This is a genomic window from Blastococcus saxobsidens (assembly GCF_010682065.1).
GTDB lineage: Bacteria > Actinomycetota > Actinomycetes > Mycobacteriales > Geodermatophilaceae > Blastococcus > Blastococcus saxobsidens_B.
On record NZ_JAAGWG010000002.1, the window covers coordinates 373,194 to 396,541 of the forward strand.

Below are 23,348 nucleotides of genomic sequence, written 5' to 3' on the forward strand. Positions count from 1 at the left end.
GGCCCTCGTCGTACCGGCCCCCTCCCGGGGGATGCGGCCCCGCCGCCGGGCCGACGGCGGTCGGACGGGGGCCACAATGACGACGCCGGGGAGGCCGGCCAGGGCGGAGAGGAAGGGGCGGGCATGCAGCTGGACGTGCGGTCCGCCGCGGGGCAGCCCCCCGCGGGCGCCGCTCCCGGCGACGTGTTCGAGCACGCGCTGGAGGGACTGGCGGTCATCGACGCCGACGCCCGGTTCGTCGAGGCGAACCCCGCCGCCCGCGCGCTGTGCGGGCTGCCGGCCGGCCCGGTCACCGGGGTCCGCTCGCCGTTCCCCGCCCCCGCCTCCCTCTCCGCGGCCGGGGCCGGCAGCGCCGGCGAGTCCACCGTCGAGTGGCGGACCGGACCGGGCGCGCGCCGCGAGTTCGCCTACCTGGTCAACCAGGTGCCCGGCCGGGAGGAGTGGGTGGTGTCCTTCCGGGACGTCACCCTCAGCCGGCAACGGCAGCGACGGCTGGCCGCCATCGCCAAGGCGGCGTCCAGCGTGGCGACCAAGCGGTCCCTCGTCGGCACGCTCGAGGCGCTGGCCCGCGAGGTGGCGCGGACCGACTCGCTGGCCGGCGTGCAGGTGCTCACCGTGAACTCGACCGGCGACCGGCTGCACGTGATGGGCGCGGCCGGGTTCGTGCGGACGCCGGACTTCTTCGACAAGCTCGTGGAGTGCCGGGCCCGCGGTGCACGGCTGGCCATGCTGGACGCGCTGCAGAGCCGCACGCCGCTGGTGCTGGCCGACCGGTACGACGCGGTGATGCAGGACCCGGCGTGGGCCCCGCTGCACGAGATGATGGGCAACCCCCGGTGGGACTGGTTCGCCAGCGTCCCGCTCCTGGCCCGCGGCGAACCGGTCGGCATCCTGAACGCCTTCTTCGCGCCGGGGCAGACCGTCGGCGACACCGAGCTGGAGTTCCTGCTCGCCATGGCCGAGCAGGCCGCGATGGCCGTGGACCACGCCGCGCTCCTGGAACGCGAACGGGACGTCGCCAGCCGCGAGGCCCGCCAGCAGCTCGCCCGCGACCTGCACGACTCCGTCGTCCAGCAGGTCTTCTCGATGATGATGCAGGCCCGCTCGCTCGGGGTGCTGGTGGAGCGCGGGCTGCCCCCGGCCCCGGAGAAGATCGCCCAGGTGGCCGACGACCTCAGCAGCAGCGCCGAGGACGTGCTGGCCGACCTCCGCGGGATGGTGGTCGAACTGCGCCCGGCGACCGGCACCGGGCGCGGGCTGTCCTCCGCGCTGCGCAGCCTGCTCGAGACAACCGGCACCCGGACCGGTCTGGCCACCTCCCTGGACGTGGAGGACCCCGCCGGGGAGCTGACCGACCTGGACGCCGACCTGCTGGAGGACGTCTACCGGATCCTCGCCGAGGCGGTGCACAACAGCGTCAAGCACGCCTCCGCCAGCTCGATGCGCGTCCGCGTCGCGGTGACCACGCACGGCAGCCGGCGCCGTCTGGTCGCCGAGGTGCGCGACGACGGCTGCGGGATCGGCGAGGGAACCGGCGCCCGCGACGGGAACTCACCGGCCGGCGGCTTCGGCATGACCGCCATGCGGGAGCGCGCCGCCCGCTGGGGCGGCGTGGTCCGGGTGCGCGCCCTCCCCTCCGGTGGCACGCGGGTGCACCTGACCCTGCCGCTGCTGCCGTCCCTGCCCACGATGACCCCCGACTCCGAGGAGCCCACACCATGACCGCACCGCAGCCGATCCGGGTGCTGGTGGTCGACGACCACGCGGTCGTCCGCCGCGGCGTGGTGGCCTACCTCGAGGCGCTCGAGGACGTGGAGGTGGCCGGCGAGGCGGGCGACGGCCAGGAGGCGCTCGACGTCCTGGGCCGGGCCGCCTCGCACGGCGAGCTGCCCGACGTCGTCCTCATGGACCTGCAGATGCCCGGGATGGACGGCGTCACCGCGACCCAGGAGATCCTGCGCCGCTTCGCCGGCGTGCGCGTGGTCATCCTGACCAGCTTCGGTGAGGTCGAGCGGGTGCACGCCGCCCTCGAGCGGGGCGCGTCGGGCTACCTGCTCAAGGACGCCGGCCCGGCCGAGGTGCACGCGGCCCTGCGCGCGGCGGTCCGGGACGAGGTCTTCCTCGACGCGGCCGTGACCCGCCGCCTGACGCAGGAGATCCGCTCCCCCCGGACCGGGCTGGGAGTGCTCACGGCACGGGAGAAGGAGGTCCTCGTGCTCATCGCCGAGGGCCGGTCCAACAAGGACATCGCCCGGCACCTGGTCATCAGCGAGCGCACCGCACGGACCCACGTGAGCCACCTGCTGACGAAGATGGGGCTCACCTCGCGCACCCAGGCCGCGCTGCTGGCCGTCCGGGAGGGGCTCGTCCAGCCGCGGTGAGTCCGCGTCAGATGTCTCGCCGGCGGTGCGACGTCCGGCGACCGGAAAGCCGGGTCACCTGCGCGATCCGCGACCGGTCCCGGCCTCCTAGCGTCTCGGCCAGGAGGCGCCGCTCCCCCACCCGCGTCTCCTCCTCGCCCAGGGAGGACCGTGTGACCGTCCCGGAACCGGCCGAGCAGCCGCAGTGCCTGGAGGTGGTGTGCGAGGCCGCCGGGACCCTGCTGGAGGTGCCTCCGGGGACCTCGATCCTGGAGGCGGCGCGGCAGGCCGGCCTCGAGGTGACGGCCCCGTGCGCGGACGGCCTCTGCGGGGCGTGCGAGACCTGGGTGCTGGAGGGCCGGCCCGACCACCGCGACGGGCTGCTCACCGCCGAGGAACGGGCGTGCGGCGAGACCATGCTCATCTGCGTCTCGCGCGGCTCGTCCCGGCTGGTGCTGGACCTCTGAGCCCCAACGGCGGGTGCCGGGCCGCCGCCCGGTCACCCGCTCCGGGACGTCGCCGGGCCGGCCGGGCCGTCGGGACCGGGCAGCGCCCGGCCGATCCCCCGGGCGGTGGCCAGCAGCACCGGCACCGCGGAGGCCGCCCGGTCGTCGTTCGGCACGATGACCGACAGGGCCGCGACGACCTCGCCCAGGCCGTTGCGCACCGGCACGGCGATCCCCGTCGCGTCCTCGTGGACGTGCCCGGGCAGCAGCGCGTAGCCCTGCTGGCGCACCTGCGCCAGCACCGACCGCAGCCGCTCCGGAGAGGTGATCGTCGCCGGCGTCGCCGCCTCCAGGGGCCGGGCGAGCACCCGCTCCCGCACGTCGGGCGGGCCGTAGGCCAGCAGCACCACGCCGGAGGAGGAGAGGTGCAGCGGCAGCCGGCCGGCGATGCGGGAGAAGTTCACGACGGCGTCGCGTGCGGAGAGCCGCTCGACGAAGAGGACCTCCTCCCCCTCCCGGACGGCCAGCTGCGCGTGGTGGCCCACGACCGCGTGCAGGTCCTCCAGGAAGGGCATGGCCGCGTCCCGGAACGTGCGCGTCGGCGCGGCCCGCGACGCCAGCTCCCACAGGCGCATGCCGACGCGCACGCTGCCGTCCGGACCGCGGGCGAGCATCCCCTCGTCGACGAGCTGACCGACGATCCGCGAGGCGGTGGCGACGTGCAGCCCGGACCGCCGGGCGATCTCCGAGACCCGCAGCGTCGGCCGGTCCGCGGTGAAGGCGTCGAGCACCCGGACCGCCCGGGCCAGGGACGACTCACCGGTCGGGGTGCGGGACATGGCGGGAGTGTGCCAGACCCTCTCGACCATTGAGACGTTGTTTCCCACGTCACACGACCCGGGCGCACGCTCGGACCATGACCGCCACCACCCCCGCAAGGGCACCCCTGGCCGACGCCGTCGCCAGCCTGCGGGTCACGGGCAAGCAGGTGCAGGCCGACGGCGTGCTCACCCTCGAGCTCGCCGCGCCGTCGGGGAACCGCCTGCGCGACTGGACCCCGGGGTCGCACATCGACCTGATCCTGCCCAACGGGCTGACCCGGCAGTACTCGCTCTGCGGGAACCGGTGGGACGCCACCACCTACCGCGTGGGTGTGCTGCTGGAGCCGGGGAGCCGGGGCGGCTCGGCCTACGTGCACGAGCAGCTGCAGGTGGGCGACCTCGTGGGCGTGGGCGGGCCGCGCAACAACTTCCCGCTGGTGCCGTCGGAGCAGTACCTCTTCGTCGCCGGCGGCATCGGGATCACCCCGATCCTGCCGATGGTGCACCAGGCCGAGCTGCTGGGCGCCGACTGGCGGCTGCTGTACGGCGGGCGGCGGCGGAGCTCCATGGCCTTCCTCGACGAGCTGGCCGCCTACGGCGACCGGGTCCTGGTCCGCCCCGAGGACGAGTACGGCCTGCTCGACCTCCCCGGCTTCCTCGGCGCGCCGCGGGACGGCGTCCGCGTCTACTCCTGCGGACCCGCTCCCCTGCTCGCGGCGATGGAGCGGACCTGCGCCTACTGGCCGCCGCACAGCCTGCGGGTCGAGCGGTTCGTCGCCGACGACGCCGGCGCGCCGGCCCGGATCGCGCCGTTCGAGGTGGAGCTCGCACGCACCGGCACGACCGTGACCGTGACGCCCGACGTGACGGTCCTCGAGGCGCTCAACCGGGTCGGGATCGAGGTCCTCTCCTCCTGCCGGCGCGGCGTCTGCGGCACCTGCGAGACCACGGTGCTGGCCGGCCGGCCCGACCACCGCGACGCCCTCCTCGACGACGACGAGCGCCAGGCCGACGACTGCATGTACGTCTGCGTCTCCCGCTCCCGCGACGAGCGCCTCGTCCTCGACCTCTGACCCCCCGGCACTCCAGGAGCTCCCCGTGACCACCACCGTCCCTCCCGGCACCGCGGCCTCCGCCACCGGTGTCCCGCACAGCGACGTGGACCCGTTCGCCCACGACGTGCTCGAGGACCCGCTGCCGATGCACGCCGCGCTGCGCGAGGCCGGGCCGGTCGTGCACCTGGACCGGTACGACGTCTTCGCCCTCGCCCGGTACGACGACGTGCACGCCGCGCTGGTGGACTGGCAGGGCTTCCAGTCCTCGGCCGGCGTCGGGCTGTCCAACTTCCGCTACGAGGAGCCGTGGCGGCCGCCGAGCCTGCTGCTCGAGGCCGACCCGCCGCGGCACGACGCGCCGCGCCGGGTGCTGCAGAAGGTGCTCGGCCCGCGGGCGCTGCGCCGGCTGCGCGAGGGCTGGGCGGCCGACGCCGAGCTGCTCGTCGACGAGGTGCTGTCCCGCGCCACCGCCTTCGACGCGGTCGCAGAGCTGTCCACCGCCTTCCCGCTGCGCGTGTTCCCGGACGCCGTCGGCATCCCGAAGGGCGGCCGGGAGCGGCTGCTGCCCTACGGCAACCACGCGTTCAACGCCTTCGGCCCGGACAACGACCTGGTCGCCAAGGGGACGCCCCGGGTGGCGGAGCTGTCGGGCTGGGTCAACGCCCAGTGCCAGCGGGACGTGCTGTCCCCGGCCGGGTTCGGCGCGGACATCTGGGCCGCCAGCGACCGCGGCGACATCACCCCCGAGCAGGCGCCGCTGGTCGTCCGGTCGCTGCTGACCGCCGGCGTGGACACCACCGTGCACGCCATCTCCGCGATCCTCTACGCCTTCGCGACCCACCCCGACCAGTGGCAGCGGCTGCGCGAGGACCCGTCGCTGGCCCGCGTCGCCTTCGACGAGGCGGTGCGCTGGGAGTCACCGGTGCAGACCTTCTTCCGCACCGCGACGACGGACGTGCGGGTGCACGACGTGCTCATCCCCGAGGGCAGCAAGATCCTCATGTTCCTCGCCGCGGCCAACCGCGATCCGCGCCGGTGGGCCGACCCCGACCGCTACGACCTGTCCCGCGACCCGTCCGGGCACGTCGGCTTCGGCATGGGCATCCACCAGTGCGTCGGCCAGCACGTCGCCCGCCTGGAGGCGGAGTCGATCCTGACGGCGCTGGCCCGTCGGGTGGCGACCATCGAGCTCGACGGCCCTCCGGTGCGGCACCACAACAACACCCTGCGGGCGTGGGAGAGCCTGCCGGTGCGCCTCACCCTCGGCTGATCGGCACCGGCGCGGACGGCCGCCGCTACGTCGGATGTCGCGGACCGGTCACGTCCCGTCGCCCCCGGGACGCGTCATTCGCGGGATCCGGGGACCGGCCGGGATCCCTAGCTTGTGGATCACCGAGCCAGCCCACCCGGGCGCCACGTCGCCCGGTCCACGTCGACGGAAGGTCCTCACCCCATGACGTCCGAAAGCCTTGCCGCTGCCCTCGCTCGCGCCGGGAGCCCGGTCGAGCTGCTCCGCAACCTGAGCTTCCCGCCCAGCACCTTCCCGGTGCAGCCGGAGTTCACCAACTGGCGCTCGGAGCAGCGGTCCTGGGTGGAGAGCTGCGCACTGCTCGACCAGTCCCACCACATGACCGACCTGTTCGTCTCCGGCCCCGACGCGCTGCGGCTGCTCAGCGACCTCGCCGTCAACTCGTTCGCGAACTTCGGCGTCGGCAAGGCCAAGCAGTTCGTCGCGGTGAACCCCGAGGGGCACCTCATCGGCGACGCCATCCTGTTCCGCCTCGAGGACGAGCTGTTCGACCTCGTCGGTCACCCGATGGTCATCGACTGGGTGACCTTCCACCTCGAGCGCGGGGACTACGCGGCCACCGCCGAGCGCGACGACAACTCCGCCGTCCGCAGGTCGGGGCCGCCGAAGCTGTACCGCTACGAGCTGCAGGGACCGACGGCCGGCGCGCTCGTCGAGCAGGTGACCGGCGCCCCGCTGCCGGACGTGAAGTTCTTCAACATGGCCGAGTTCACCATCGCCGGCCGTCGCGTCCGCGCCCTGCGGCACGGCATGGCCGGCCAGCCCGGCTTCGAGCTCTTCGGCCCGTGGGAGGACGGGGACGCCGTCCTCGCCGCCCTGCTGGAGGCCGGGCAGGAGCACGGCCTGGTGCGCGTCGGCGCCAAGGCCTACTCCACGGCCAACCTGGAGTCCGGCTGGGTGCCCGCCCCCATGGCGGCGCTGTTCTCCGACGACCCGCTCATGGCGGAGTACCGCGAGTGGCTGCCGGCGGCGAAGGTCGGCTCGATCGGCGGGAGCATGGACTCCGCCGACATCCGCGACTACTGCCTCACCCCCTACGAGGTCGGGTACGGCAAGACGGTCCGGTTCGACCACGAGTTCGTCGGCCGGGAGGCCCTGGAGCGGATGGCGCAGGCGCCCTCGCGCACGAAGGTCACCCTCGTGTGGGACGCCGACGACGTCGCCGCGGCGATCGGCTCCCTGTTCCGGCCCGGGCCGGGGGCCAAGTACATGGAGCTGCCGAAGCTCCGGTACGCCACCCACCACGAGGACAAGGTGCTCGTGGACGGCCGGCAGGTCGGCCTGTCCCTCGACTGCGGCTACCTCGCCAACGAGCGCGCCACGGTGTCCCTCGCCGTCGTCGACGCGGAGTTCGCCGAGCCCGGCACCGAGGTGACCGTCGTGTGGGGCGAGCACCCGGTCTCGGCCAAGCCGGCCGTGGAGGACCACCGCCAGGTGGAGATCCGGGCCACGGTCGCCCCCGTGCCGTTCGTGGACTTCGCCCGCGAGGGCTACCGGACCCGCTGACCCGGGGGACGGCGCGGCGGCGGGCCCGGTCGCGGGTCCGCCGCCGGCGCCCGGCACCGCCCACGACAGATGACGTAGTCGCCGATGGTCGCTTCGGCGGCCGCGGCGGTGACATCGGACCGATCCGCCGTGATCCGGCTCTCACTAGCGTGGACCCGACAGTGCACCCGTCCGCGTGGTCGTCCCGCGCCGGACAAGGATCTCGGAGGAGGCGCGGCGTGACCAGCAGCGCGCGGCGGCGGACCCCGTCCGGGGACATGGCCCGATGAGCACGTTCGTCCTGGTCCACGGGGCCTGGCACGGCGGCTGGTGCTGGGACCGCGTGGCCCCGCTCCTGCGGGACGCCGGCCACGAGGTGCACGCCCCGACGCTGACCGGCCTGTCCGAGCGGGCGCACCTCCTCTCGCCGCTGGTCGGGCTGGAGACGCACGTCGAGGACGTCGTGCGGCTGATCGACGTCCTGGGCCTGACCGACGTCGTCCTCGTCGGCCACAGCTATGCCGGGCAGATCGTCACGGCCGTGGCCGACCGCCGTCCGGACGCCGTCGCGCAGCGGGTGTACCTGGACGCCTTCGTCGGTGCCGACGGCGAGGCGGCCCGCGACCTGCTCCCCGAGACCGTGGAGCACCACTGGGCCGAGTCGGCCGCCGAGCAGGGCTTCGGGTGGCTGGTGGCGGTGCGCAAGCTGTCGGTCCTCGGGGTCACCGAGCAGGCCGACGTCGACTGGCTGCTCCCGAAGCTCACGCCGCACCCCTGGAAGACCTACACCGACGCGCTGCGCCTGACCGGGGCGGCAGACCGGGTGCCCGCGGCCTTCATCGAGTGCGTGAGCTGGATGCGGGTGTTCGCCGGCCAGGCCGACCGGGCCCGCGAGCGGGGCTGGCCGGTGCACGAGCTGGACACCGGGCACGAGGCGATGGTGACCGCGCCGGCCGAGCTGGCCGCCGCGCTGCTCGAGATCGCCGGCCGACCGTCGGCCGCGCGGCGAGAGACGGGAGTCTGACGTGGAGTTCCTCGTCCGGTCGGAGAACCGGCTGCCGGCCGACACCCCCGCGGAGCGCCGCGAGGAGCTGCGCGCCGGGGAGCGCGCCCGCGCCATGGAGCTGCGGGCGGCGGGCATCCTGAAGCGGCTGTGGCGGGTGCCCGGCCGCAACGCGACGATCGGCCTCTACGAGGCCGAGGACCCGGCCGCCCTCCACGACGCCCTCATGTCGCTGCCCATGGCACCGTGGTTGGACGTCCACGTCGAGGCGCTGGCCACCCACCCCCAGGAGCGGACGTCGTGACGGCCGCCGCCCTGGCGGTCGCCCCGCCCTCCCCCACGAGCAAGGGATCCCCGATGAGCACGAACGAGACTGGCGGCCGGCTGAACGTGCCGGGCACGCCGATCTTCGACGGGCAGACCAGCCGGCGCGGGCTGCGCCTGAACAAGATGCTGATGAGCTTCCGCTCGGCGGAGAACCGCGAGCGCTTCGCCGCCGACGAGGCCGCCTACTGCGCGGAGTTCCAGCTCGCCCCCGAGCAGACGCAGGCCGTCCTCGACCGCGACTGGACGGCGATGATCGACCTCGGCGGCAGCATCTTCTACGTCTACAAGCTGGCCATGATGGACGGCCGGTCCATGCAGTACCTCGGTGGCGTGTTCACCGGCATGACCGAGGAGGAGTTCCTGGCGGAACTACGGGCGGGAGGCCGACGTGGCTGAGGTGATCTGGGGGCTGGCGACGTCCCACGTGCCGTCGATCGGCGCGGCGATGGACCGCGGCAAGACCGAGGACCCGAACTGGAAGGACCTCTTCGACGGGTACGCGCCGGCCCGGGCATGGCTGGCCGAGCACAAGCCCGATGTGGCGATCGTGGTCTACAACGACCACGCCAACGGCCTGGACCTGGACATCGTCCCGACCTTCGGGATCGGCACGGCGGACCACTACCGCGTGGCCGACGAGGGCTACGGCCCGCGCCAGGTCCCGGACGTGATCGGCGACCCGGAGCTCTCGCTGCACCTGCTGGAGAGCCTGGTCGACGAGAACTTCGACCTCACCGTCTTCCAGGAGCTCGAGGTCGACCACGGGCTCACCGTTCCGCTGTCGGTGTGGACACCGGAGCCCGGCGACGCCTGGCCGTGCCCGGTCGTGCCGATCCTGGTCAACGTCATCCAGTACCCGCAGCCCACCGCCGCGCGGTGCTACGCCCTCGGGCAGGCGCTGGGCCGGGCGATCCGCTCCTACGGCGACGACGTGACCGTCGGCGTCCTGGGCACCGGCGGCATGTCCCACCAGCTGGCCGGCGCCCGCGCGGGCTTCATCAACCCCGAGTTCGACAAGATGTGGCTCGAGAAGATCGAGAAGGACCCCGCCGCGCTGGCCGGTCTCAGCCGCGAGGAGCTCATCCGCGAGGCGGGCTCCGAGGGCATCGAACTGATCATGTGGCTGATCATGCGCGGCGCCATGGCCGACGAGGTCACCAAGGTGCACTCGCACTACTTCCTGCCGGCGTCGAACACCGCGGCCGGCATCGCGCTCTTCGACAACCGGGCTCCCCAGCCGGCCTGAGCGCCGACCCGAGCCCTCCACCAGCTGCCCGAGGAAAGGCCACCGTGAACCGAGCTCTGACCGTCCGGGACCCGAACACCCGCGCCACCCTGCGGCGCAGCTTCGAGACGCTCGGCTACGAGGTCATCCCCTTCAAGAAGACCCAGGAGCAGGTCCTGCAGCACGTCCCCAAGGACGTGCGGCTGACCGTCACCGCCTCCCCCGCCAAGGGCCAGGACGTGACGATCGACCTCACCGTCGCGCTGGCCGGCCACGGGTACCACGTGGCGCCGCACCTCTCGGCGCAGCAGGTCCAGAGCCGGGGCCACCTCGCCGACATCGTCGCCCGGTGCCGCGAGGCCGGGATCACCGACGTCTTCGTCGTCGGCGGGGACCCGACGGACACGCCCACCGAGTTCAAGGACGCGCACGCCCTGCTGGTCGCGCTGCACGAGCTCGACCACGGCTTCACCGACATCGGGATCGGTGGCCACCCGGAAGGGCACCCCTCGGTCAGCGAGGACGTGCTGTTCCAGGCGCTCAAGGACAAGGCGTCCCTGGCCAACCACATCAAGACCCAGATCGTGTTCGACCCGGCCGTGATCCTGCGCTGGGCCCGGGAACTGAAGCGGCGCGGCATCGACCTGCCGGTGCACGTCGGCGTCCCCGGCGCGGTCAGCCGGCAGAAGCTGCTGCGGGTCTCCGGCGGGCTCGGCATCGGGGAGTCGGCGAAGTTCCTGAAGAAGCAGCAGACCCTGCTCTGGCGCTTCTTCGTGCCCGGCGGCTACAACCCGGCCAAGATCATCAAGGGCCTCGCGCCGCACATGGGCAAGCCGGACAACACCATCACCGGTTTCCACGTGTTCACCTTCAACGACCTCGAGCCCACCGAGGAGTGGCGGAAGCAGACGATCCAGGGCCTCGCCTGAGACCCACGGTCGACGCCCCACCCACCCTGCCCGGCCCGGCGGCCGGTCCGACCCCGGAGAAGCCATGACCGCACCGATGCCGAACGCCTCCCCCCTCCCCCGCTCGACCCACCACGGTCGCGTCGACGCCGACCACGGCCGGCTCCTGGTCCAGTGCGCCGACCAGCCGGGGATCGTCTCGGCAGTCAGCACGTTCCTCACCAAGTCCGGCGCGAACATCGTGACGCTGGACCAGCACTCCACCGCCGAGGTGGGCGGCTGCTTCTTCCAGCGGACCGAGTTCCACCTGCCCGGGCTCGCCGCCGCCCGTGACGACCTGGAGCGCGCCTTCGCCGCCGAGGTCGCCGACCGGTTCGACATGGAGTTCCGGCTCAGCGAGGCGGCGCGGCCCAAGCGGGTCGCGATCATGGTCTCCAAGACCGACCACTGCGTGCTGGACCTGCTGTGGCGCAACCGCCGCGGCGAGCTGGACATGAACGTGGTCATGGTCATCTCCAACCACGCCGACCTGGCCGAGCAGGTCCGCCCGTTCGGGGTGCCCTACTTCCACATCCCGGCCACCCGGGCGAACCGCCCCGAGGCCGAGCAGCGCATGCTCGAGCTGCTCCGCGGCAACGTGGACCTGGTGGTGCTCGCCCGCTACATGCAGATCATCAGCGGCGACTTCCTCGACGGCGTCGGCTGCCCGCTGATCAACATCCACCACTCGTTCCTGCCCGCCTTCATCGGGGCCGGCCCGTACCAGAAGGCCAAGGACCGCGGCGTCAAGCTGATCGGGGCGACGGCGCACTACGTCACCCAGGACCTGGACGAGGGCCCGATCATCGAGCAGGACGTCGTCCGCGTGGACCACCGACACGCCACCGACGACCTGGTCCGGCTCGGTGCCGACGTCGAGCGTGCGGTGCTGTCGCGCGCCGTGCGGTGGCACCTGGAGGACCGCGTGGCCCGCCACGACAACACCACGATCGTCTTCTGAGGAGCGCGGCGATGACGGCAGAGCTGATCGACGGGACGGCGGTCGCGCGCCAGGTACGCGAGGACGTCGCGGCCGGCGTGCAGGAACTGCTCGCCGCGGGCGGCACCGCGCCGGGGCTGGCGACGGTGCTGATCGGGGACGACCCGGCCTCGGAGGTCTACGTCCGCAACAAGCGCCGGCTCTGCGTGGCCGTCGGCATGCAGGACCTGCACCGGCACCTGCCCGGGGACGTCGGCCAGGAGGAGGCGGCCGCCCTCATCGACGAGCTGGCCGCGGACCCGGCGGTGTCGGGCATCCTGCTGCAGCTGCCGGCCCCCAAGCACCTGGACTCCGAGGCGCTGCTGGCCCGGATCCCCGCCGAGAAGGACGTCGACGGGCTCACCACCGCCAACGCGGGCCTGCTGGCCCAGGGGCGGCCCGGGCTGCGGCCGTGCACCCCGTCGGGCGTCATGGTGCTGCTCGACCGGGCCGGCGTCGCGCTGGAGGGGGCCGAGGCCGTCGTCGTCGGCCGCTCGGTGCTGGTCGGCAAGCCGATGGCGCAGCTGCTGCTGGAGCGGAACGCCACGGTGACCATCTGCCACTCGCGGACCCGCGACCTCGCCGAGGTGTGCCGCCGGGCCGACGTGCTCGTCGTCGCCGCCGGCATCCCGGGGCTGGTCGGCGCCGACGGCGTGAAGCCCGGAGCCACCGTCATCGACGTGGGGATCCACCGCGGCGAGGACGGCCTGCACGGCGACGTCGACACCGCGGCGGTGGCCGAGGTGGCCGGCCGGATCACCCCCGTGCCCGGCGGCGTGGGGCCGATGACCATCGCGATGCTCCTGGCCAACACGCTGGAGGCGGCGAAGGCCCAGCAGGGGCGCGGCGACTGATGGACCCGTCCCCGGTCGCGCCGGGGAGGGCCCGGGCGCGGGCCCCCGAGGAGCAGCCGCCTCCCGACGGCCCCTGGGCACGCTTCGACGACCTGCGGGCCGGGACGGCGCTGCTCTGCCCACCGCCGTACCGGGTGCTCAGCACCACGCGGCCCGACGAGGTCGCCGGCGTGCTGCAGGAGGTGCACGACGCGACCGAGGCGGGCGCCTGGGCGTTCGGGTTCGTGTCCTACGAGGCGGCCTCCGGGCTGGACGACGGCCTGCCCGGAGCCCACGTGCCCGGGGAGCCGCCGCTGGTCTGGTTCGGGCTGTGCGCCGAGCCCCGCCCGGTGGCCCCGGTCGGCGAGGTCCCCGAGGACCCCCGCGCGCCGGTCTCGTGGCAGCCGGACTGGACCGACGACGAGCACGCCCGCGCGGTGTCGACGGTCCGCGAGCACATCGCCGCCGGCGAGACCTACCAGTGCAACCTCACCGACCGGCTGCGGACCCGGGACGCCGGGGACCCCGCGGCGCTCTACGCCCGGCTCGCCCTCGCCCAGCGCGGGGCGCACAACGCCTACCTCGACCTGGGCCGGTTCGCCGTCGCCAGTGCCAGCCCGGAGCTGTTCTTCGAGTGGACCGGCGCGCGGGTGCGCACCCGCCCGATGAAGGGCACCGCCGCGCGGGGGCGGACGACGGCCGAGGACCGGGAGCAGAGCCGCCTGCTGCGGGCCAGCAGCAAGGAGCAGGCGGAGAACCTGATGATCGTCGACCTGCTGCGCAACGACCTCGGCCGCATCGCCGAGGTCGGCAGCGTGACCGTCGACGAACTGTTCTCCCTGGAGCGCTACCCGACGGTGTGGCAGATGACCTCGGAGGTCAGCGCCCGGCTGCGGCCCGGGGTCGGGCTGACCGGGATCTTCCGGGCGCTGTTCCCCTGCGGCTCGGTGACCGGCGCACCCAAGCAGCGCACGATGCGGCTCGTAGCGGAGCTGGAGCCGACCCCGCGCGGGGTCTACTGCGGCGCCATCGGGCTGGTCGCCCCGCCGACCGCCGCCTTCCGCGCGCGGTTCAGCGTCGCCATCCGGACCGCCGTCGTCGACCGCGCCACCGGGGCGGGCGTGTACGGCGCCGGTGGCGGGATCACCTGGGGCTCCGACCCGGCCCGGGAGCGCGCCGAGCTGCACGCCAAGGCCGCCGTCCTGGCCCATCCGGTGGCCGACCACCAGCTCCTGGAGACCCTGGCCTTCGTGCCCGGCGAGGGGCTCCGCAACGTGGAGCGCCACCTCGACCGGATGGCCGACTCGGCCGACTGGTCCGGCTTCCGGTTCGACCGGGACGCCGTCGCGGGGTCGCTGGGCTCCGCCGTGGCGGGCCGCGAGGAACCGGCCCGGGTGCGTGCGCTGCTGTTCCGGGACGGCCGGGTGCGGGTGGACGTCGGTCCCCTGCCGCCGCCGCCGGCCCGCCCGGTCCGGCTGGCCCTGGACGACGAGCCGGTCGACGCGGGCAGCCCCTGGCTGCAGCACAAGACCACCCGGCGCGAGGTCTACCGCTCCCGGGCGCTCCGCCACCCGGAGGCCGACGACGTCGTGCTGGTCAACCAGCGCGGCGAGCTGACCGAGACGACGATCGCCACCCTCGCGGTGCGGCTGGGCGAGCAGTGGTGGACCCCGCCGACCGGCTCGGGGTGCCTGCCCGGTGTCGAGCGGGCCCGGCTGCTGGAGCTGGGCCGTCTTCGGGAGCGGGTCCTCACCGTCGCCGACCTGCGGGCGGCCGAGGAGCTCGCCGTGGTGAGCTCGCTGCGCGGCTGGCGGACGGCGCTGCTGGCCCCCGCGGCGCCGGGCGGGGACCCCGCCGACCGACGGCTGCTCCCGCGGCCGGCCGCGGAGCCGGCGGCGCGCGGTTCGATCCTGCGCTCGCGCGGGCACAGGTGAGCCAGCCCCCTCCCCGACTCCCCAGCGAGGCCATCCCCGTGGATTCCCCCAGCACCGCGCCCTCCGCCGACGACGTCGACCGCCAGTCCCTCGGCGGGTTCCTCGGCCAGCTGGCCGCCCGCCTGGCCGCTCCCGGCGCCGGCGCGACCGCCGGGATCGAGGCGGCGCTCTCCGCGTCCCTCGTCGCGATGGTCGGCCGCTTCACCACCGACGAGGAGCACGCCGCCCTCGTGGGCGAGATCGTCGCCGAGGCCGACGCCCAGCGCGAGGCCTGCCTGGCAGCGGCGGCCGACGACGAGGCGGCGTTCTCCGCGGTCGCGGCGGCGATGAAGATGCCGCGGGACAGCGAGGAGGAGAAGGCGTCCCGGAAGCAGGCGATGGGTGCCGCCCAGCTCGACGCGGCCCAGCCGCCCCGGCGGATCATCGACATCGCGGTGGCGCTGACCTCGCTGGCCGAGCGGATCCTCCCGGTCGCCAACCGGAACCTGGTCAGCGACGTCGCCGCCGCGACCGCGGCCGCGTGTGCGGCGGCGACGACGGCACGGCTCGCCGTGGAGACCAACCTCGCCGGCATCGAGGACGACGGGGCCCGGCAGGAGCTGACCGACGCGGTCGCGGTCGTCGACGAGCTGACCGCCCGGGCCGATGCGGTCGAGGCGGAGGTCCGGCGGCTGATCGCCCGCTGACCCGTCGGCCGGCGGTCACGGCGGGCCCGGGCCCGCCGGGACCGTCAGACGCCGGCGAGCAGGAGCTCGTCGATCTGGCCCATGGCCTGCTGCATGCCCTCGGCCATGCCCATGGCGACCATCTGCTCCATCGCCTCGGTCGAGGGGAACCGCGACCGGACGGTCATGCGGGTGCCACCGTCGGTCTCCTGGAGCTCGACCCGCGCGGTCGTCACCGGCAGATCGGCCGCCGGGGTGCCGTGCTCGTCGGCGAACCCGTCCTCGAACTCCAGCCGGGTGGGCTCCTCGACCGCGGTGAAGCGCCACCAGCCGTGCGCCTTCTCCCCCTCGGGACCGGTCATGACGTAGGCAGCCGTTCCGCCCACCGTCAGCTCGTGGTCGGTGAAGGTGGCCGGCCAGGTCGGCGGCCCCCACCAGCGCTCCAGCTGCCGCGGGTCGGCCCAGACCTGCCACACGCGCGACGGCGGGGCGGGGAACTCGGCCACGATCGTGAAGGTCAGGTTCTCGACGTCGGACTGCGTGCTGACGACGGTCATCGTGCATCTCCTCCGGGGGCGGCGAGGAGGTCGTCGATGCGGCCGATGCGGGCCCGCCAGAGCTCCTCGAGTTCACCGAGCAGCCGGGCGGCCGCTCGAACCGTGCCGACGTCGCCGCGCACGATCTGCTCGCGGCCGCGACGCTCCTTGCTGACCAGCCGCGCTCTCTCGAGCACGGCCACGTGCTTCTGGACCGCGGCGAAGCTCATCTCGTAGTTCCGCGCGAGCGCCGACACCGACGACTCCCCGGCCATCACCCGCGTGACGATGTCGCGCCGGGTGGCATCGGCGAGCGCGGCGAAGATCCGGTCGACGCTCTCCTGGCCCAGCTGATATACAACCACAAGGTTGTACGTTAGTGCGGGCCGCTGTTCCGGCGCAAGACCCGCGCCGGCGGCAGCCCCGTGCCGTGCGGGCCCCGGAGGAAGGCTCGCCTAACCTGGCGGGGTGACGACGGCGGCGCTGCAGGACGACGCGCCGTCCGTCCCGGACCGCGACACCACCGGCGCGCGGTGGACCTGGCCCGAACTCCTGCCACCGCTGCTCGTGCTCCTCCTCGGCGCCGGGCTGCTGCTGGCCGGCCACGGCCTCTGGTTCGACGAGCTGTTCACCGCCGAGGTGGCCCGGTTGCCCCTGGCCGACATCGTCACCGCGATCGCCGAGGGCACCGGCACGACGAGCTACCTGGCCGGGGTGCCGCCGTCGTACAACGCCCCCTACTACGTCGTGACCCACGCCTGGGTGTCGCTGCCCGGGCTGGGGGGTGACACCTCGCTGCGCGTGCTCTCACTGCTCGCGACGGCCGGCGGGCTCGCCCTCGTCACCCGTGCGGTGAGCCGGCTGACCGGCCGCGCGACGGGGGTGCTCGCCGGCGTCGTCCTCGCCTGCAGCCCGTTGCTGCTGGAGCAGGCCGTCGAGGCGCGCAGCTACGGCCTGGCGGTGCTCGCCACCGGCGGCGCCGCGCTGGGCCTGGTCCGGTGGCTGCAGGAGCCGCCGCGCGGGCTGCTCCTGTTCGGTCTCGCCGGCGCCGGCATGGGCCTGGCGCACTGGTACGCGGTCACGGTGCTGGCCGCCTTCGTCGTCGCCGGGATCCTGCTCCGCGGACGGCGGGCGCTGCCGCTGGTGCTCACCGGCGCCGCGGCCGCGCTCCCGGTCGTCGCCCTCGTCGGGGTGAACCTGCTCAACGGCACCGGCGGGCGCAACGCCGAGCACCTCAACGACACCGGTGGCCGCCTGGTCGTCCTGGCGGTGGAGGCGTGGACGGCCACGTCCGGCCCGCTGCTGCTCCTCACGATCGTCCTGGCGGTGCTCGGGGCCGCCCGCGCCGGGGGGCTGCGGGTCGTGGCCACGGCGTGGGTCGTGGTGCCGCTGCTGCTGCTCGTGCTCGCCGAGCTGGTGCGCCCGGTCTTCCTCCCCCGCTACCTGCTGGCCGGCCTGCTCGGGCTCGGCGTCCTGGCCGCCGCCGGCGCGCTGAGCGCTCCCCGCGCTGCTCGCGGGCCACTGGCGGCGCTGCTCGTGGCCTGCTCGCTCCTGGCGTCGGCGCCGCTGTACGACCGCGAGCCGCGGGAGCGGGCCGACGACCTGGTCCGCGTGCTGGCCGAGCTGCACCGCCCGGGCGAGCCGGTGGTGGCCGCGGACATGCGGTCGGCGCTCGGCCTGGACCACTACGTCCGGACGCTGGCGCCGGAGCTGCGTGCCGAGCTGCGTCTGCCGCCGGACGACGCCCCCGCCGACGCGCGGGCGCTGTGGCTCGTCCGCCGCGTCATCGACGGCCGCTCCTCCCCCACCGACGACGACGAGATACTCGCCGAGGGCGGTTTCCGGCAGGTGGCGGAGCACTTCTTCGGCGGCGACAAGACCGATCTGGTCCTCCAGCGCTGGGTGCGCTGAGCCGGTCTCCCGGCGGCACCCCTGTTCAGCGCCGGCGCGCGGCCCAGTAGAGCGAGCGCGCCGACTGGCGCAGCCGGGCCCGGCCGGTCCACGCCGAGCTCCCCGTCGGCCGCTGGTCCCGCTCGACGGGCAGGCTGACCACCGGCACGCCGGCCCGGGCCACGCCCAGGACCACGCTGGGCGCTCCCTCCTCGGTCACGGCCGCCACGACGGCGTCCCGGACGGCGGCGTCCATGGCGAAGAACGCCCCGGCGTCCGCGGGCAGGCCGGTCAGCCGGGCGGCCAGGCGCCGGTGCACGGTGCCGGTGAGCCGACGGGAGAGCGACTCGTAGGCGCCCCGCCGGCCGGCGAACACCGCCCCGACGTCGCCCCGGGCCAGCCGGTCGAGCAGGAGGGGCACCGCCTCCGGCGGGTCCTGCAGGTCGGCGTCCAGGCAGACCCAGACGTCGGCCGCGGCCTCGGCGGCCAGGCCCTCGGCGATCGCGGCGTGCTGGCCGGCGTTGACGGTGAGCCCGGTGACGGCGATCCGCGCGTCCCCGGCGGCCAGCTCACCGGCGACGGCGGCGCTGTCGTCGGGCGAGGCGTCGATGACCAGGCGCAGCCGCCAGTCGCGCCCCTCCAGCGCGCCGGCCAGCCGCTCGGCCAGCGGGCGGAGGGTGTCCGCGTTGCGGTACACGGGCACGACCACCGCCACCCGGCCCGTCATGACTCCGCCCAGGTGCGGGCCAGCCCCTCCGCCAGGTCCACGGCCGGCTCCCAGCCGAGGAGCCGGCGTGCGGCGGAGGGGTCGGCGACCCAGTCGGCGGTGTCCCAGTCCCGGCCGGGGTGTGCCCCCGGCGCCGTCGCGACGGTGCGCCCGGTGACCCGCTCGGCGACGGCGACCAGCTCCTCGGTGCTGGTCTGCACCCCGGTGCCGATGTTGAGCACCGCGCCGGCCGGCAGCGACTCGTCGACCGCCGCGCGGACGCAGGCGTCGACGACGTCGCCCACCCACACCCAGTCGCGCCGGCTGATCGCCCCCGGCAGCGGCACGGTAGCGCCGCTGCGCGCCGCGGCGAGGACGACCGGCACCAGCCGGGTCGGGTGGTCGCCGGGGCCGTAGACCTGGAAGGCGCGCAGCACCGCGGACCGGACCCCCCGCTCCGCGGCGGCCGCCTGGAGCAGCATCGAGCCGGCCGCCTTGGTGGCGCCGAAGAAGCCGCGCGGGTGCAGGGCGGCGTCCTCGGTGAGCGGGTGCGGTGCGGCCGCGTACTCGGTCGAGGAACCCAGCCGCACCACCGCCCGGCAGCGGTCGGGCAGCGCGTCGACCAGCCAGGGGCTGGTGTTGACCAGCACCGTGTCGGCCCGCTCGCGCACGGTCGCCTTGCGCCGCGCGGCGGCCAGGGAGAACACCACGTCCGGCTCGGCCGACCGGACCGCGGCCGCGGCCGCCGCCGGGTCGGTCAGGTCGACGTCGGCCCGGGTCAGCCCGACGACGTCCCAGCCGTCCGCCGTGAGCCGGGTGACCAGGTGCCGGCCGACGAAGCCGCCGGCGCCGGTGACGAGGGCTCTCACGCCGGCTGCGCGGCGACCGCCGGCTCCCGCTCGGGGGCCGGCATCCCCGCCGTCGTCACGGCCGCCACGAACTCCTGCCGCAGCCCGGCCGCCTCCCCCGGGTGCAGGCGGCGCAGCCCGGCCACGCTCGCCAGCAGCCGGGGCACCTCGACGAAGGGGTCGCGGTCGGCCATGTCGGCGGTGAAGGACCGGCGCAGGAAGGTGAAGTCCGCGCCGAGCCGGACGAGCTCGGCGGCCAGCAGGTCGCTGGAGACCGGGAAGCCACGGCCCGGCAGGGTCAGCCCGCCCACCCCGAACTGCCCGTCGACGTGGCTGCGCACCGCGTCGACGGTGCCGTCGACCAGCGGCCGGAACAGCTCCCGGGAGCCGCGGTCGATGCGCAGGTCGTTGAGCCCGACGTAGATCCGGGCCAGCGGCCGGGCGGCCAGCTCCGCGGCCCGGTCGACGGCGCCCTGGGTCTCGATCAGGATGCCGAGGCCGCAGCGGCCGGCGACGAGGTCGAGGGTGCGGTCGACCTCCTCGGGGGTGCGGACCATCGGCAGCAGGAGCTCGTCGGCGCCGCGGGCGATCGCCTCGTCGACCTCCAGGCCGGTCCACGGCCCGTAGCCGTTGACCCGGCAGAGCAGCCGGCCGTCGGTGGCCGCCCGCATGCGGGCCAGGTCCTCGGCGGTGTCGGCGTTGATCTGGGTGCCCTCGCCCTCCTGGCGCCGGGCCTTGCCGCGGCGTTCCCAGTCCACGACGATCCCGGCCGCGCCGGCGCTCACGACGTCGGCTCCCCAGCGGGGATCGACGGTGAAGAGGAAGAGGTCCACGGAGCGCAGCTTAGGCTTCCCTAACTGATCGATCGCCACCCCCCGCCGGGGCGCGCCGGACGGAGTCAGGCGACCGGCTCGCTGGCCGTCGCCCCGGCCGGAAAGGCCAGCGCGGTGCCCCGCACGGTGATCGACACGTCGTCACCGGCGGCCGGCAGGTCGGCGCCGTCGAGCCGGGCGCTCACGCGCACGCCGCCGGGGAGGTCGAGCCACACCCGCGAGTCGTGGCCGTAGTAGTCGACGCTGCGCACCCGCGCGGTCGGACCGTCGGGCCGCGGCGCGGCCAGCCGCAGCTGCTCGGGCCGCAGCAGGATCCGCGCCGGCCCATCCGGCACGGCCACCGCGGCCGCCTCGTAGGGCAGTTCGCCGAGCGCGGAGGACGCAAGCCCGCCCCGCAGCTTTGCGTCCAGCACCACGGCCTCGCCGACGAAGGTGGCGACGTCGAGGTCGCCGGGCCGGCGGTAGAGGGTGCGCGGGTCGGTGAGCTGCACGAGCCGGCCGCCGCGGAGCACCGCCACCTGGTCGGCCATCGACAGCGCCTCGGCCTGGTCGTGCGTGACCAGGACGGCGGTGGCGCCGGTGGCGGTCAGCGCGGCCGACACCGCCACCCGGGTCTCCTCGCGCAGGGCGGCGTCCAGCGAGGAGAACGGCTCGTCGAGCAGCACGAGGGACGGCCGGGGGGCCAGCGCGCGGGCCAGCGCCACCCGCTGCTGCTGCCCGCCGGAGAGCTGGTGCGGTGAGCGCTCGGCCAGCGCGGCGTGCAGCCCGACCAGCTCCAGCAGCTCACGAACCCGCACGCCGTCGCGGCGCTGCCCGCGAGGCAGGCCGAAGCTGATGTTGCCGGCGACGGTGAGGTGCGGGAACAGCCCGCCCTCCTGCGGGACGAACCCGATCCCGCGCCGCCGGGCGGGGACGCTGCGCCCGCCACCGGCCACCACCCGCTCCCCCAGCACCACCGTGCCGGAGTCCGGGTCGTCGAAGCCGGCGATCAGGCGCAGCAGGGTGGTCTTGCCGCAGCCGGACGGCCCGAGCAGCGCGATGAAGCTGCCCTCGGGGACGTGCAGGTCCACGCCGGTCAGCACCGGTGTGGCGGCGAAGGACTTGGTGATGCCGTGCACGGTCAGGGAGCTCACGTGGTCAGACCTCGTCGGGCGTCGGAGGAGAGCAGGACGGTGGCGGGTGCGGACAGCAGCACCATGACCACCGCGTAGGGGGCGGCGGCGCCGTACTCCAGGGCGCTGCTCGCCGACCAGAACGCCGTGGCCAGCGTCGTCGTCCCGGTCGGGGCCAGCAGCAGGGTCGCGGTGAGCTCGGTGACGACGGCGAGGAACACCAGGGCGGCACCGGCGCCGATGCCGGGGGCGAGCAGCGGGAGGGTGACCCGGCGCAACCGGTCGCCCGCACCGGAGCCGAGGGAGGCGGCGACGTCGTCGTAGAGCGGCGTCGTCTGCTCCACCGCCGACCGGACCGTGACGATGGCGCGCGGCAGGAAGAGGATCGCGTACGCCGCCAGCAGCACGGGCACGGTCTGGTAGAGCCAGGGCGTGGCCCGGACGCTGAGGGTCACCAGCGCGAGGGCGACGACGATGCCGGGGACGGCGCTGCCGAGGTAGGTGCTGCGCTCCAGCAGCGTGCTGAGCCGGCCGCGGGCGCGGACCGCGAGCCACCCGGTCGGCAGCGCCAGCGCCGTCGTCCCCACCGCGGCGGCGGCGGCCAGGGCCAGCGTCGTCCCGGTCGTCCCGGCCAGGGCAGCCCAGTCGAGCGGGGTCGCGGCACCGGCGAGCATCCAGTAGCCCAGGCTGCCCAGCGGCACGAGCAGGGCGAGCGCGACGAGCGCACCCAGCCCGGCGAGGACCGGGGCGGTGAACGAGCCGAGCGCGACCGGGCGCACCGGGCGGGCGGCGCCGCGGCCGGTGCGCGCGTAGCCCCGCCGGCCGCGCAGCCGCAGCTCGGCGACCAGCAGCACCAGGCACAGCAGCACGAGGACCCCGGCGAGCATGGTGGCGCCGGGGCCGTTGAAGGTCGCGCGGTACTGGTCGTAGATGGCCGTGGTGAACGTCGGGTACCGCAGCATCTGCAGCGCGCCGAACTCGGCCAGCAGGTGCAGGGCGACCAGCAGGCTCCCGCCGAGCAGCGCCACCCGGAGCTGGGGCAGCTGCACGCGCAGGAACACCGCCCAGCCCGACAGGCCCAGCCCGCGCGCGGTCTCCTCCAGCGCCGGGTCCAGGCCCCGGAAGGCGGCGGCCAGCGGCAGGTAGACGAACGGGAAGTAGGACAGCGTCACCACCAGCAGCGCGCCGGCATAGGTGTCCAGCCCCGGCAGCAGCGAGATCCACGCGTAGCTGTTGACGAACGCCGGCACGGCCAGCGGCGCCACCAGCAGCACGTGCCACACCCGGCGGGCCGGCACCGAGGAGCGCTCCACCAGCCACGCGGCGGCCAGGCCGAGCACGGCGCAGCAGGCGACGGTGCCCACCACGAGCCGGGTGGTGTTCCAGAGCAGCTCGCCGACCCGCGGCCGGAATACCAGCTCCCGGACCCCGGCCCAGCCGATGTCGGCGGTGTACCAGGCGATGTAGCCCAGGGGCAGCAGCGCCAGCGCCGCCACGGCGACCGCCAGTGCCAGGGTCAGCGGCGTGCGGCGCAGCGCTCTCCCCCGTAAAGACGCGCGAGAGCCCCGGTCCGCCTGCTCGCGCGGCGGACCGGGGCTGTCGACGTGCAGCACGGGGACGGTCAGAGCAGCCCGACCTCCTGCATCAGCTCGGTGACCAGCGGCGCGTTCAGGTCACCGGGGTCGACGTCGGGCGCCTGGAGCTCCTCGAGCGGGGGCAGCGCCTCGGCGGAGGCGACGCCGGTGCCCACCGCGTACTCCAGCGCGCTGCTGCCGGCCAGCCGCTCCTGCGCCGCGGCGCTGGTGAGGTACTCGACCAGGCGCTGGGCCTGCTCCTTCTGGTCGGAGGAGGCGAGCACGCCGGCGCCGGAGACGCTGACGAAGGCGCCCGGGTCCTGGTTGCCGAAGTAGTGCAGCCGGGCGTCGTCACCGATGAGCCCGTTCTGCGCCTGGTCGCGGAACCAGTAGTAGTGATAGGTGATCCCGACCGGGACCTCGCCCTCGTCCACGGCCTTCATGATCGCGGTGTTGCTCG

General features: G+C 75.0%; 25 protein-coding genes. 16 read left to right on the plus strand and 9 right to left on the minus strand.

Annotated elements, in window-relative coordinates:
* The first annotated feature begins 123 nt into the window (after positions 1-123).
* The 3 genes from GCU60_RS02890 (at position 124) to GCU60_RS02900 (ending at position 2,827) form a co-directional block, all read left to right on the plus strand.
* Complete coding sequence (locus GCU60_RS02890; RefSeq protein WP_163202095.1) at positions 124-1,722, plus strand: PAS domain-containing sensor histidine kinase; 1,599 nt, start codon at positions 124-126, stop codon at positions 1,720-1,722.
* Positions 1,719-2,381: a response regulator gene (locus tag GCU60_RS02895; protein WP_163202096.1), complete on the plus strand. Its 663-nt coding sequence runs from the start codon at positions 1,719-1,721 to the stop codon at positions 2,379-2,381. Before GCU60_RS02890 ends, GCU60_RS02895 begins: the two co-directional genes overlap by 4 nt.
* Before the next feature lie 152 nt (positions 2,382-2,533).
* The gene (locus GCU60_RS02900) at positions 2,534-2,827 is read left to right on the plus strand and encodes a 2Fe-2S iron-sulfur cluster-binding protein (protein ID WP_345770351.1); all 294 of its coding nucleotides are present in this window, start codon (positions 2,534-2,536) and stop codon (positions 2,825-2,827) included.
* Between the two features lie 32 nt (positions 2,828-2,859).
* Here GCU60_RS02900 and GCU60_RS02905 read toward each other — a convergent pair whose 3' ends face one another.
* A complete protein-coding gene (locus tag GCU60_RS02905; RefSeq protein ID WP_163202098.1) occupies positions 2,860-3,645 on the minus strand; it encodes an IclR family transcriptional regulator in 786 nt (261 codons plus the stop codon).
* Positions 3,646-3,722: 77 nt separating this feature from the next.
* Here GCU60_RS02905 and GCU60_RS02910 point away from each other — a divergent pair, with 77 nt between their 5' ends.
* The 12 genes from GCU60_RS02910 (at position 3,723) to GCU60_RS02965 (ending at position 15,410) form a co-directional block, all read left to right on the plus strand.
* Positions 3,723-4,700 (plus strand): PDR/VanB family oxidoreductase, encoded by a 978-nt coding sequence (locus tag GCU60_RS02910; RefSeq protein WP_163202099.1) that lies wholly within the window; start codon positions 3,723-3,725, stop codon positions 4,698-4,700.
* Between the two features lie 25 nt (positions 4,701-4,725).
* A complete protein-coding gene (locus GCU60_RS02915) occupies positions 4,726-5,952 on the plus strand; it encodes a cytochrome P450 (protein ID WP_345770352.1) in 1,227 nt (408 codons plus the stop codon).
* Between the two features lie 183 nt (positions 5,953-6,135).
* Positions 6,136-7,497 carry an aminomethyl transferase family protein gene (locus GCU60_RS02920; RefSeq protein ID WP_163202100.1) on the plus strand — a complete coding sequence of 454 codons (1,362 nt, stop codon included), beginning with the start codon at positions 6,136-6,138 and terminating at the stop codon, positions 7,495-7,497.
* 265 nt (positions 7,498-7,762) lie between these two features.
* Positions 7,763-8,500 (plus strand): alpha/beta hydrolase, encoded by a 738-nt coding sequence (locus GCU60_RS02925; protein ID WP_163202101.1) that lies wholly within the window; start codon positions 7,763-7,765, stop codon positions 8,498-8,500.
* A gap of 1 nt (position 8,501) precedes the next feature.
* Positions 8,502-8,783 (plus strand): muconolactone Delta-isomerase family protein, encoded by a 282-nt coding sequence (locus tag GCU60_RS02930; RefSeq protein ID WP_163202102.1) that lies wholly within the window; start codon positions 8,502-8,504, stop codon positions 8,781-8,783.
* Between the two features lie 53 nt (positions 8,784-8,836).
* Complete coding sequence (gene ligA, locus GCU60_RS02935; RefSeq protein ID WP_163202103.1) at positions 8,837-9,202, plus strand: protocatechuate 4,5-dioxygenase subunit alpha; 366 nt, start codon at positions 8,837-8,839, stop codon at positions 9,200-9,202.
* The gene (locus tag GCU60_RS02940) at positions 9,195-10,052 is read left to right on the plus strand and encodes a class III extradiol dioxygenase subunit beta (RefSeq protein WP_163202104.1); all 858 of its coding nucleotides are present in this window, start codon (positions 9,195-9,197) and stop codon (positions 10,050-10,052) included. The genes ligA and GCU60_RS02940 overlap by 8 nt, the downstream gene beginning before the upstream one ends.
* Positions 10,053-10,096: 44 nt before the next feature.
* On the plus strand, positions 10,097-10,960 hold the full coding sequence (locus GCU60_RS02945) for a methylenetetrahydrofolate reductase (protein WP_163202105.1): 864 nt from the start codon (positions 10,097-10,099) through the stop codon (positions 10,958-10,960).
* A 64-nt stretch (positions 10,961-11,024) separates the two neighbouring features.
* Positions 11,025-11,939, plus strand: coding sequence for a formyltetrahydrofolate deformylase (gene purU, locus GCU60_RS02950; protein WP_239520288.1), 915 nt, complete (start codon positions 11,025-11,027; stop codon positions 11,937-11,939).
* An 11-nt stretch (positions 11,940-11,950) separates the two neighbouring features.
* A complete protein-coding gene (gene folD / locus GCU60_RS02955; protein ID WP_163202106.1) occupies positions 11,951-12,811 on the plus strand; it encodes a bifunctional methylenetetrahydrofolate dehydrogenase/methenyltetrahydrofolate cyclohydrolase FolD in 861 nt (286 codons plus the stop codon).
* Positions 12,811-14,724 carry an aminodeoxychorismate synthase component I gene (gene pabB / locus GCU60_RS02960; RefSeq protein WP_163202107.1) on the plus strand — a complete coding sequence of 638 codons (1,914 nt, stop codon included), beginning with the start codon at positions 12,811-12,813 and terminating at the stop codon, positions 14,722-14,724. Before folD ends, pabB begins: the two co-directional genes overlap by 1 nt.
* A 38-nt stretch (positions 14,725-14,762) precedes the next feature.
* Positions 14,763-15,410: a cyclodeaminase/cyclohydrolase family protein gene (locus GCU60_RS02965; RefSeq protein ID WP_163202108.1), complete on the plus strand. Its 648-nt coding sequence runs from the start codon at positions 14,763-14,765 to the stop codon at positions 15,408-15,410.
* A 44-nt stretch (positions 15,411-15,454) separates the two neighbouring features.
* Here GCU60_RS02965 and GCU60_RS19765 read toward each other — a convergent pair whose 3' ends face one another.
* Positions 15,455-15,946 (minus strand): SRPBCC family protein, encoded by a 492-nt coding sequence (locus tag GCU60_RS19765; protein WP_204261231.1) that lies wholly within the window; start codon positions 15,944-15,946, stop codon positions 15,455-15,457.
* Positions 15,943-16,290: a metalloregulator ArsR/SmtB family transcription factor gene (locus tag GCU60_RS19770; protein ID WP_204261232.1), complete on the minus strand. Its 348-nt coding sequence runs from the start codon at positions 16,288-16,290 to the stop codon at positions 15,943-15,945. Before GCU60_RS19770 ends, GCU60_RS19765 begins: the two co-directional genes overlap by 4 nt.
* A gap of 103 nt (positions 16,291-16,393) precedes the next feature.
* Between GCU60_RS19770 and GCU60_RS02975 the strand changes: the two genes are divergently transcribed.
* Positions 16,394-17,836 (plus strand): glycosyltransferase family 39 protein, encoded by a 1,443-nt coding sequence (locus GCU60_RS02975; RefSeq protein WP_345770353.1) that lies wholly within the window; start codon positions 16,394-16,396, stop codon positions 17,834-17,836.
* Between the two features lie 25 nt (positions 17,837-17,861).
* Here the strand turns inward: GCU60_RS02975 and GCU60_RS02980 are convergent, their stop codons facing one another.
* The 6 genes from GCU60_RS02980 to GCU60_RS03005 form a co-directional block, all read right to left on the minus strand.
* Positions 17,862-18,542 (minus strand): glycosyltransferase, encoded by a 681-nt coding sequence (locus GCU60_RS02980; RefSeq protein ID WP_163202109.1) that lies wholly within the window; start codon positions 18,540-18,542, stop codon positions 17,862-17,864.
* The gene (locus tag GCU60_RS02985) at positions 18,539-19,390 is read right to left on the minus strand and encodes an NAD-dependent epimerase/dehydratase family protein (RefSeq protein ID WP_163202110.1); all 852 of its coding nucleotides are present in this window, start codon (positions 19,388-19,390) and stop codon (positions 18,539-18,541) included. Before GCU60_RS02985 ends, GCU60_RS02980 begins: the two co-directional genes overlap by 4 nt.
* Entirely contained in the window at positions 19,387-20,202 is an 816-nt protein-coding gene (locus tag GCU60_RS02990) for an aldolase/citrate lyase family protein (RefSeq protein WP_163202111.1), read from the minus strand. Before GCU60_RS02990 ends, GCU60_RS02985 begins: the two co-directional genes overlap by 4 nt.
* A gap of 65 nt (positions 20,203-20,267) precedes the next feature.
* Positions 20,268-21,335, minus strand: a complete 1,068-nt coding sequence (locus tag GCU60_RS02995) for an ATP-binding cassette domain-containing protein (RefSeq protein WP_163202112.1) — start codon at positions 21,333-21,335, stop codon at positions 20,268-20,270.
* The gene (locus tag GCU60_RS03000; RefSeq protein ID WP_163202113.1) at positions 21,332-22,927 is read right to left on the minus strand and encodes an ABC transporter permease subunit; all 1,596 of its coding nucleotides are present in this window, start codon (positions 22,925-22,927) and stop codon (positions 21,332-21,334) included. Before GCU60_RS03000 ends, GCU60_RS02995 begins: the two co-directional genes overlap by 4 nt.
* An 8-nt stretch (positions 22,928-22,935) precedes the next feature.
* Positions 22,936-23,348 (minus strand): extracellular solute-binding protein (locus GCU60_RS03005; protein ID WP_163202114.1); only part of this gene is annotated, 413 nt, incomplete at its 5' end.

Excerpts from the sequence above, each read along its gene's own strand:
- pabB (WP_163202107.1), top strand. The coding sequence starts at position 12,811 with ATGGACCCGTCCCCGGTCGCGCCGGGGAGGGCCCGGGCGCGGGCCCCC.
- GCU60_RS02980 (WP_163202109.1), bottom strand. The coding sequence starts at position 18,542 with ATGACGGGCCGGGTGGCGGTGGTCGTGCCCGTGTACCGCAACGCGGAC.
- folD (WP_163202106.1), top strand. The coding sequence starts at position 11,951 with ATGACGGCAGAGCTGATCGACGGGACGGCGGTCGCGCGCCAGGTACGC.
- GCU60_RS02890 (WP_163202095.1), top strand. The coding sequence starts at position 124 with ATGCAGCTGGACGTGCGGTCCGCCGCGGGGCAGCCCCCCGCGGGCGCC.
- GCU60_RS02910 (WP_163202099.1), top strand. The coding sequence starts at position 3,723 with ATGACCGCCACCACCCCCGCAAGGGCACCCCTGGCCGACGCCGTCGCC.
- GCU60_RS02920 (WP_163202100.1), top strand. The coding sequence starts at position 6,136 with ATGACGTCCGAAAGCCTTGCCGCTGCCCTCGCTCGCGCCGGGAGCCCG.
- GCU60_RS02895 (WP_163202096.1), top strand. The coding sequence starts at position 1,719 with ATGACCGCACCGCAGCCGATCCGGGTGCTGGTGGTCGACGACCACGCG.
- GCU60_RS02905 (WP_163202098.1), bottom strand. The coding sequence starts at position 3,645 with ATGTCCCGCACCCCGACCGGTGAGTCGTCCCTGGCCCGGGCGGTCCGG.
- GCU60_RS19765 (WP_204261231.1), bottom strand. The coding sequence starts at position 15,946 with ATGACCGTCGTCAGCACGCAGTCCGACGTCGAGAACCTGACCTTCACG.
- GCU60_RS02925 (WP_163202101.1), top strand. The coding sequence starts at position 7,763 with ATGAGCACGTTCGTCCTGGTCCACGGGGCCTGGCACGGCGGCTGGTGC.
- ligA (WP_163202103.1), top strand. The coding sequence starts at position 8,837 with ATGAGCACGAACGAGACTGGCGGCCGGCTGAACGTGCCGGGCACGCCG.
- purU (WP_239520288.1), top strand. The coding sequence starts at position 11,025 with ATGACCGCACCGATGCCGAACGCCTCCCCCCTCCCCCGCTCGACCCAC.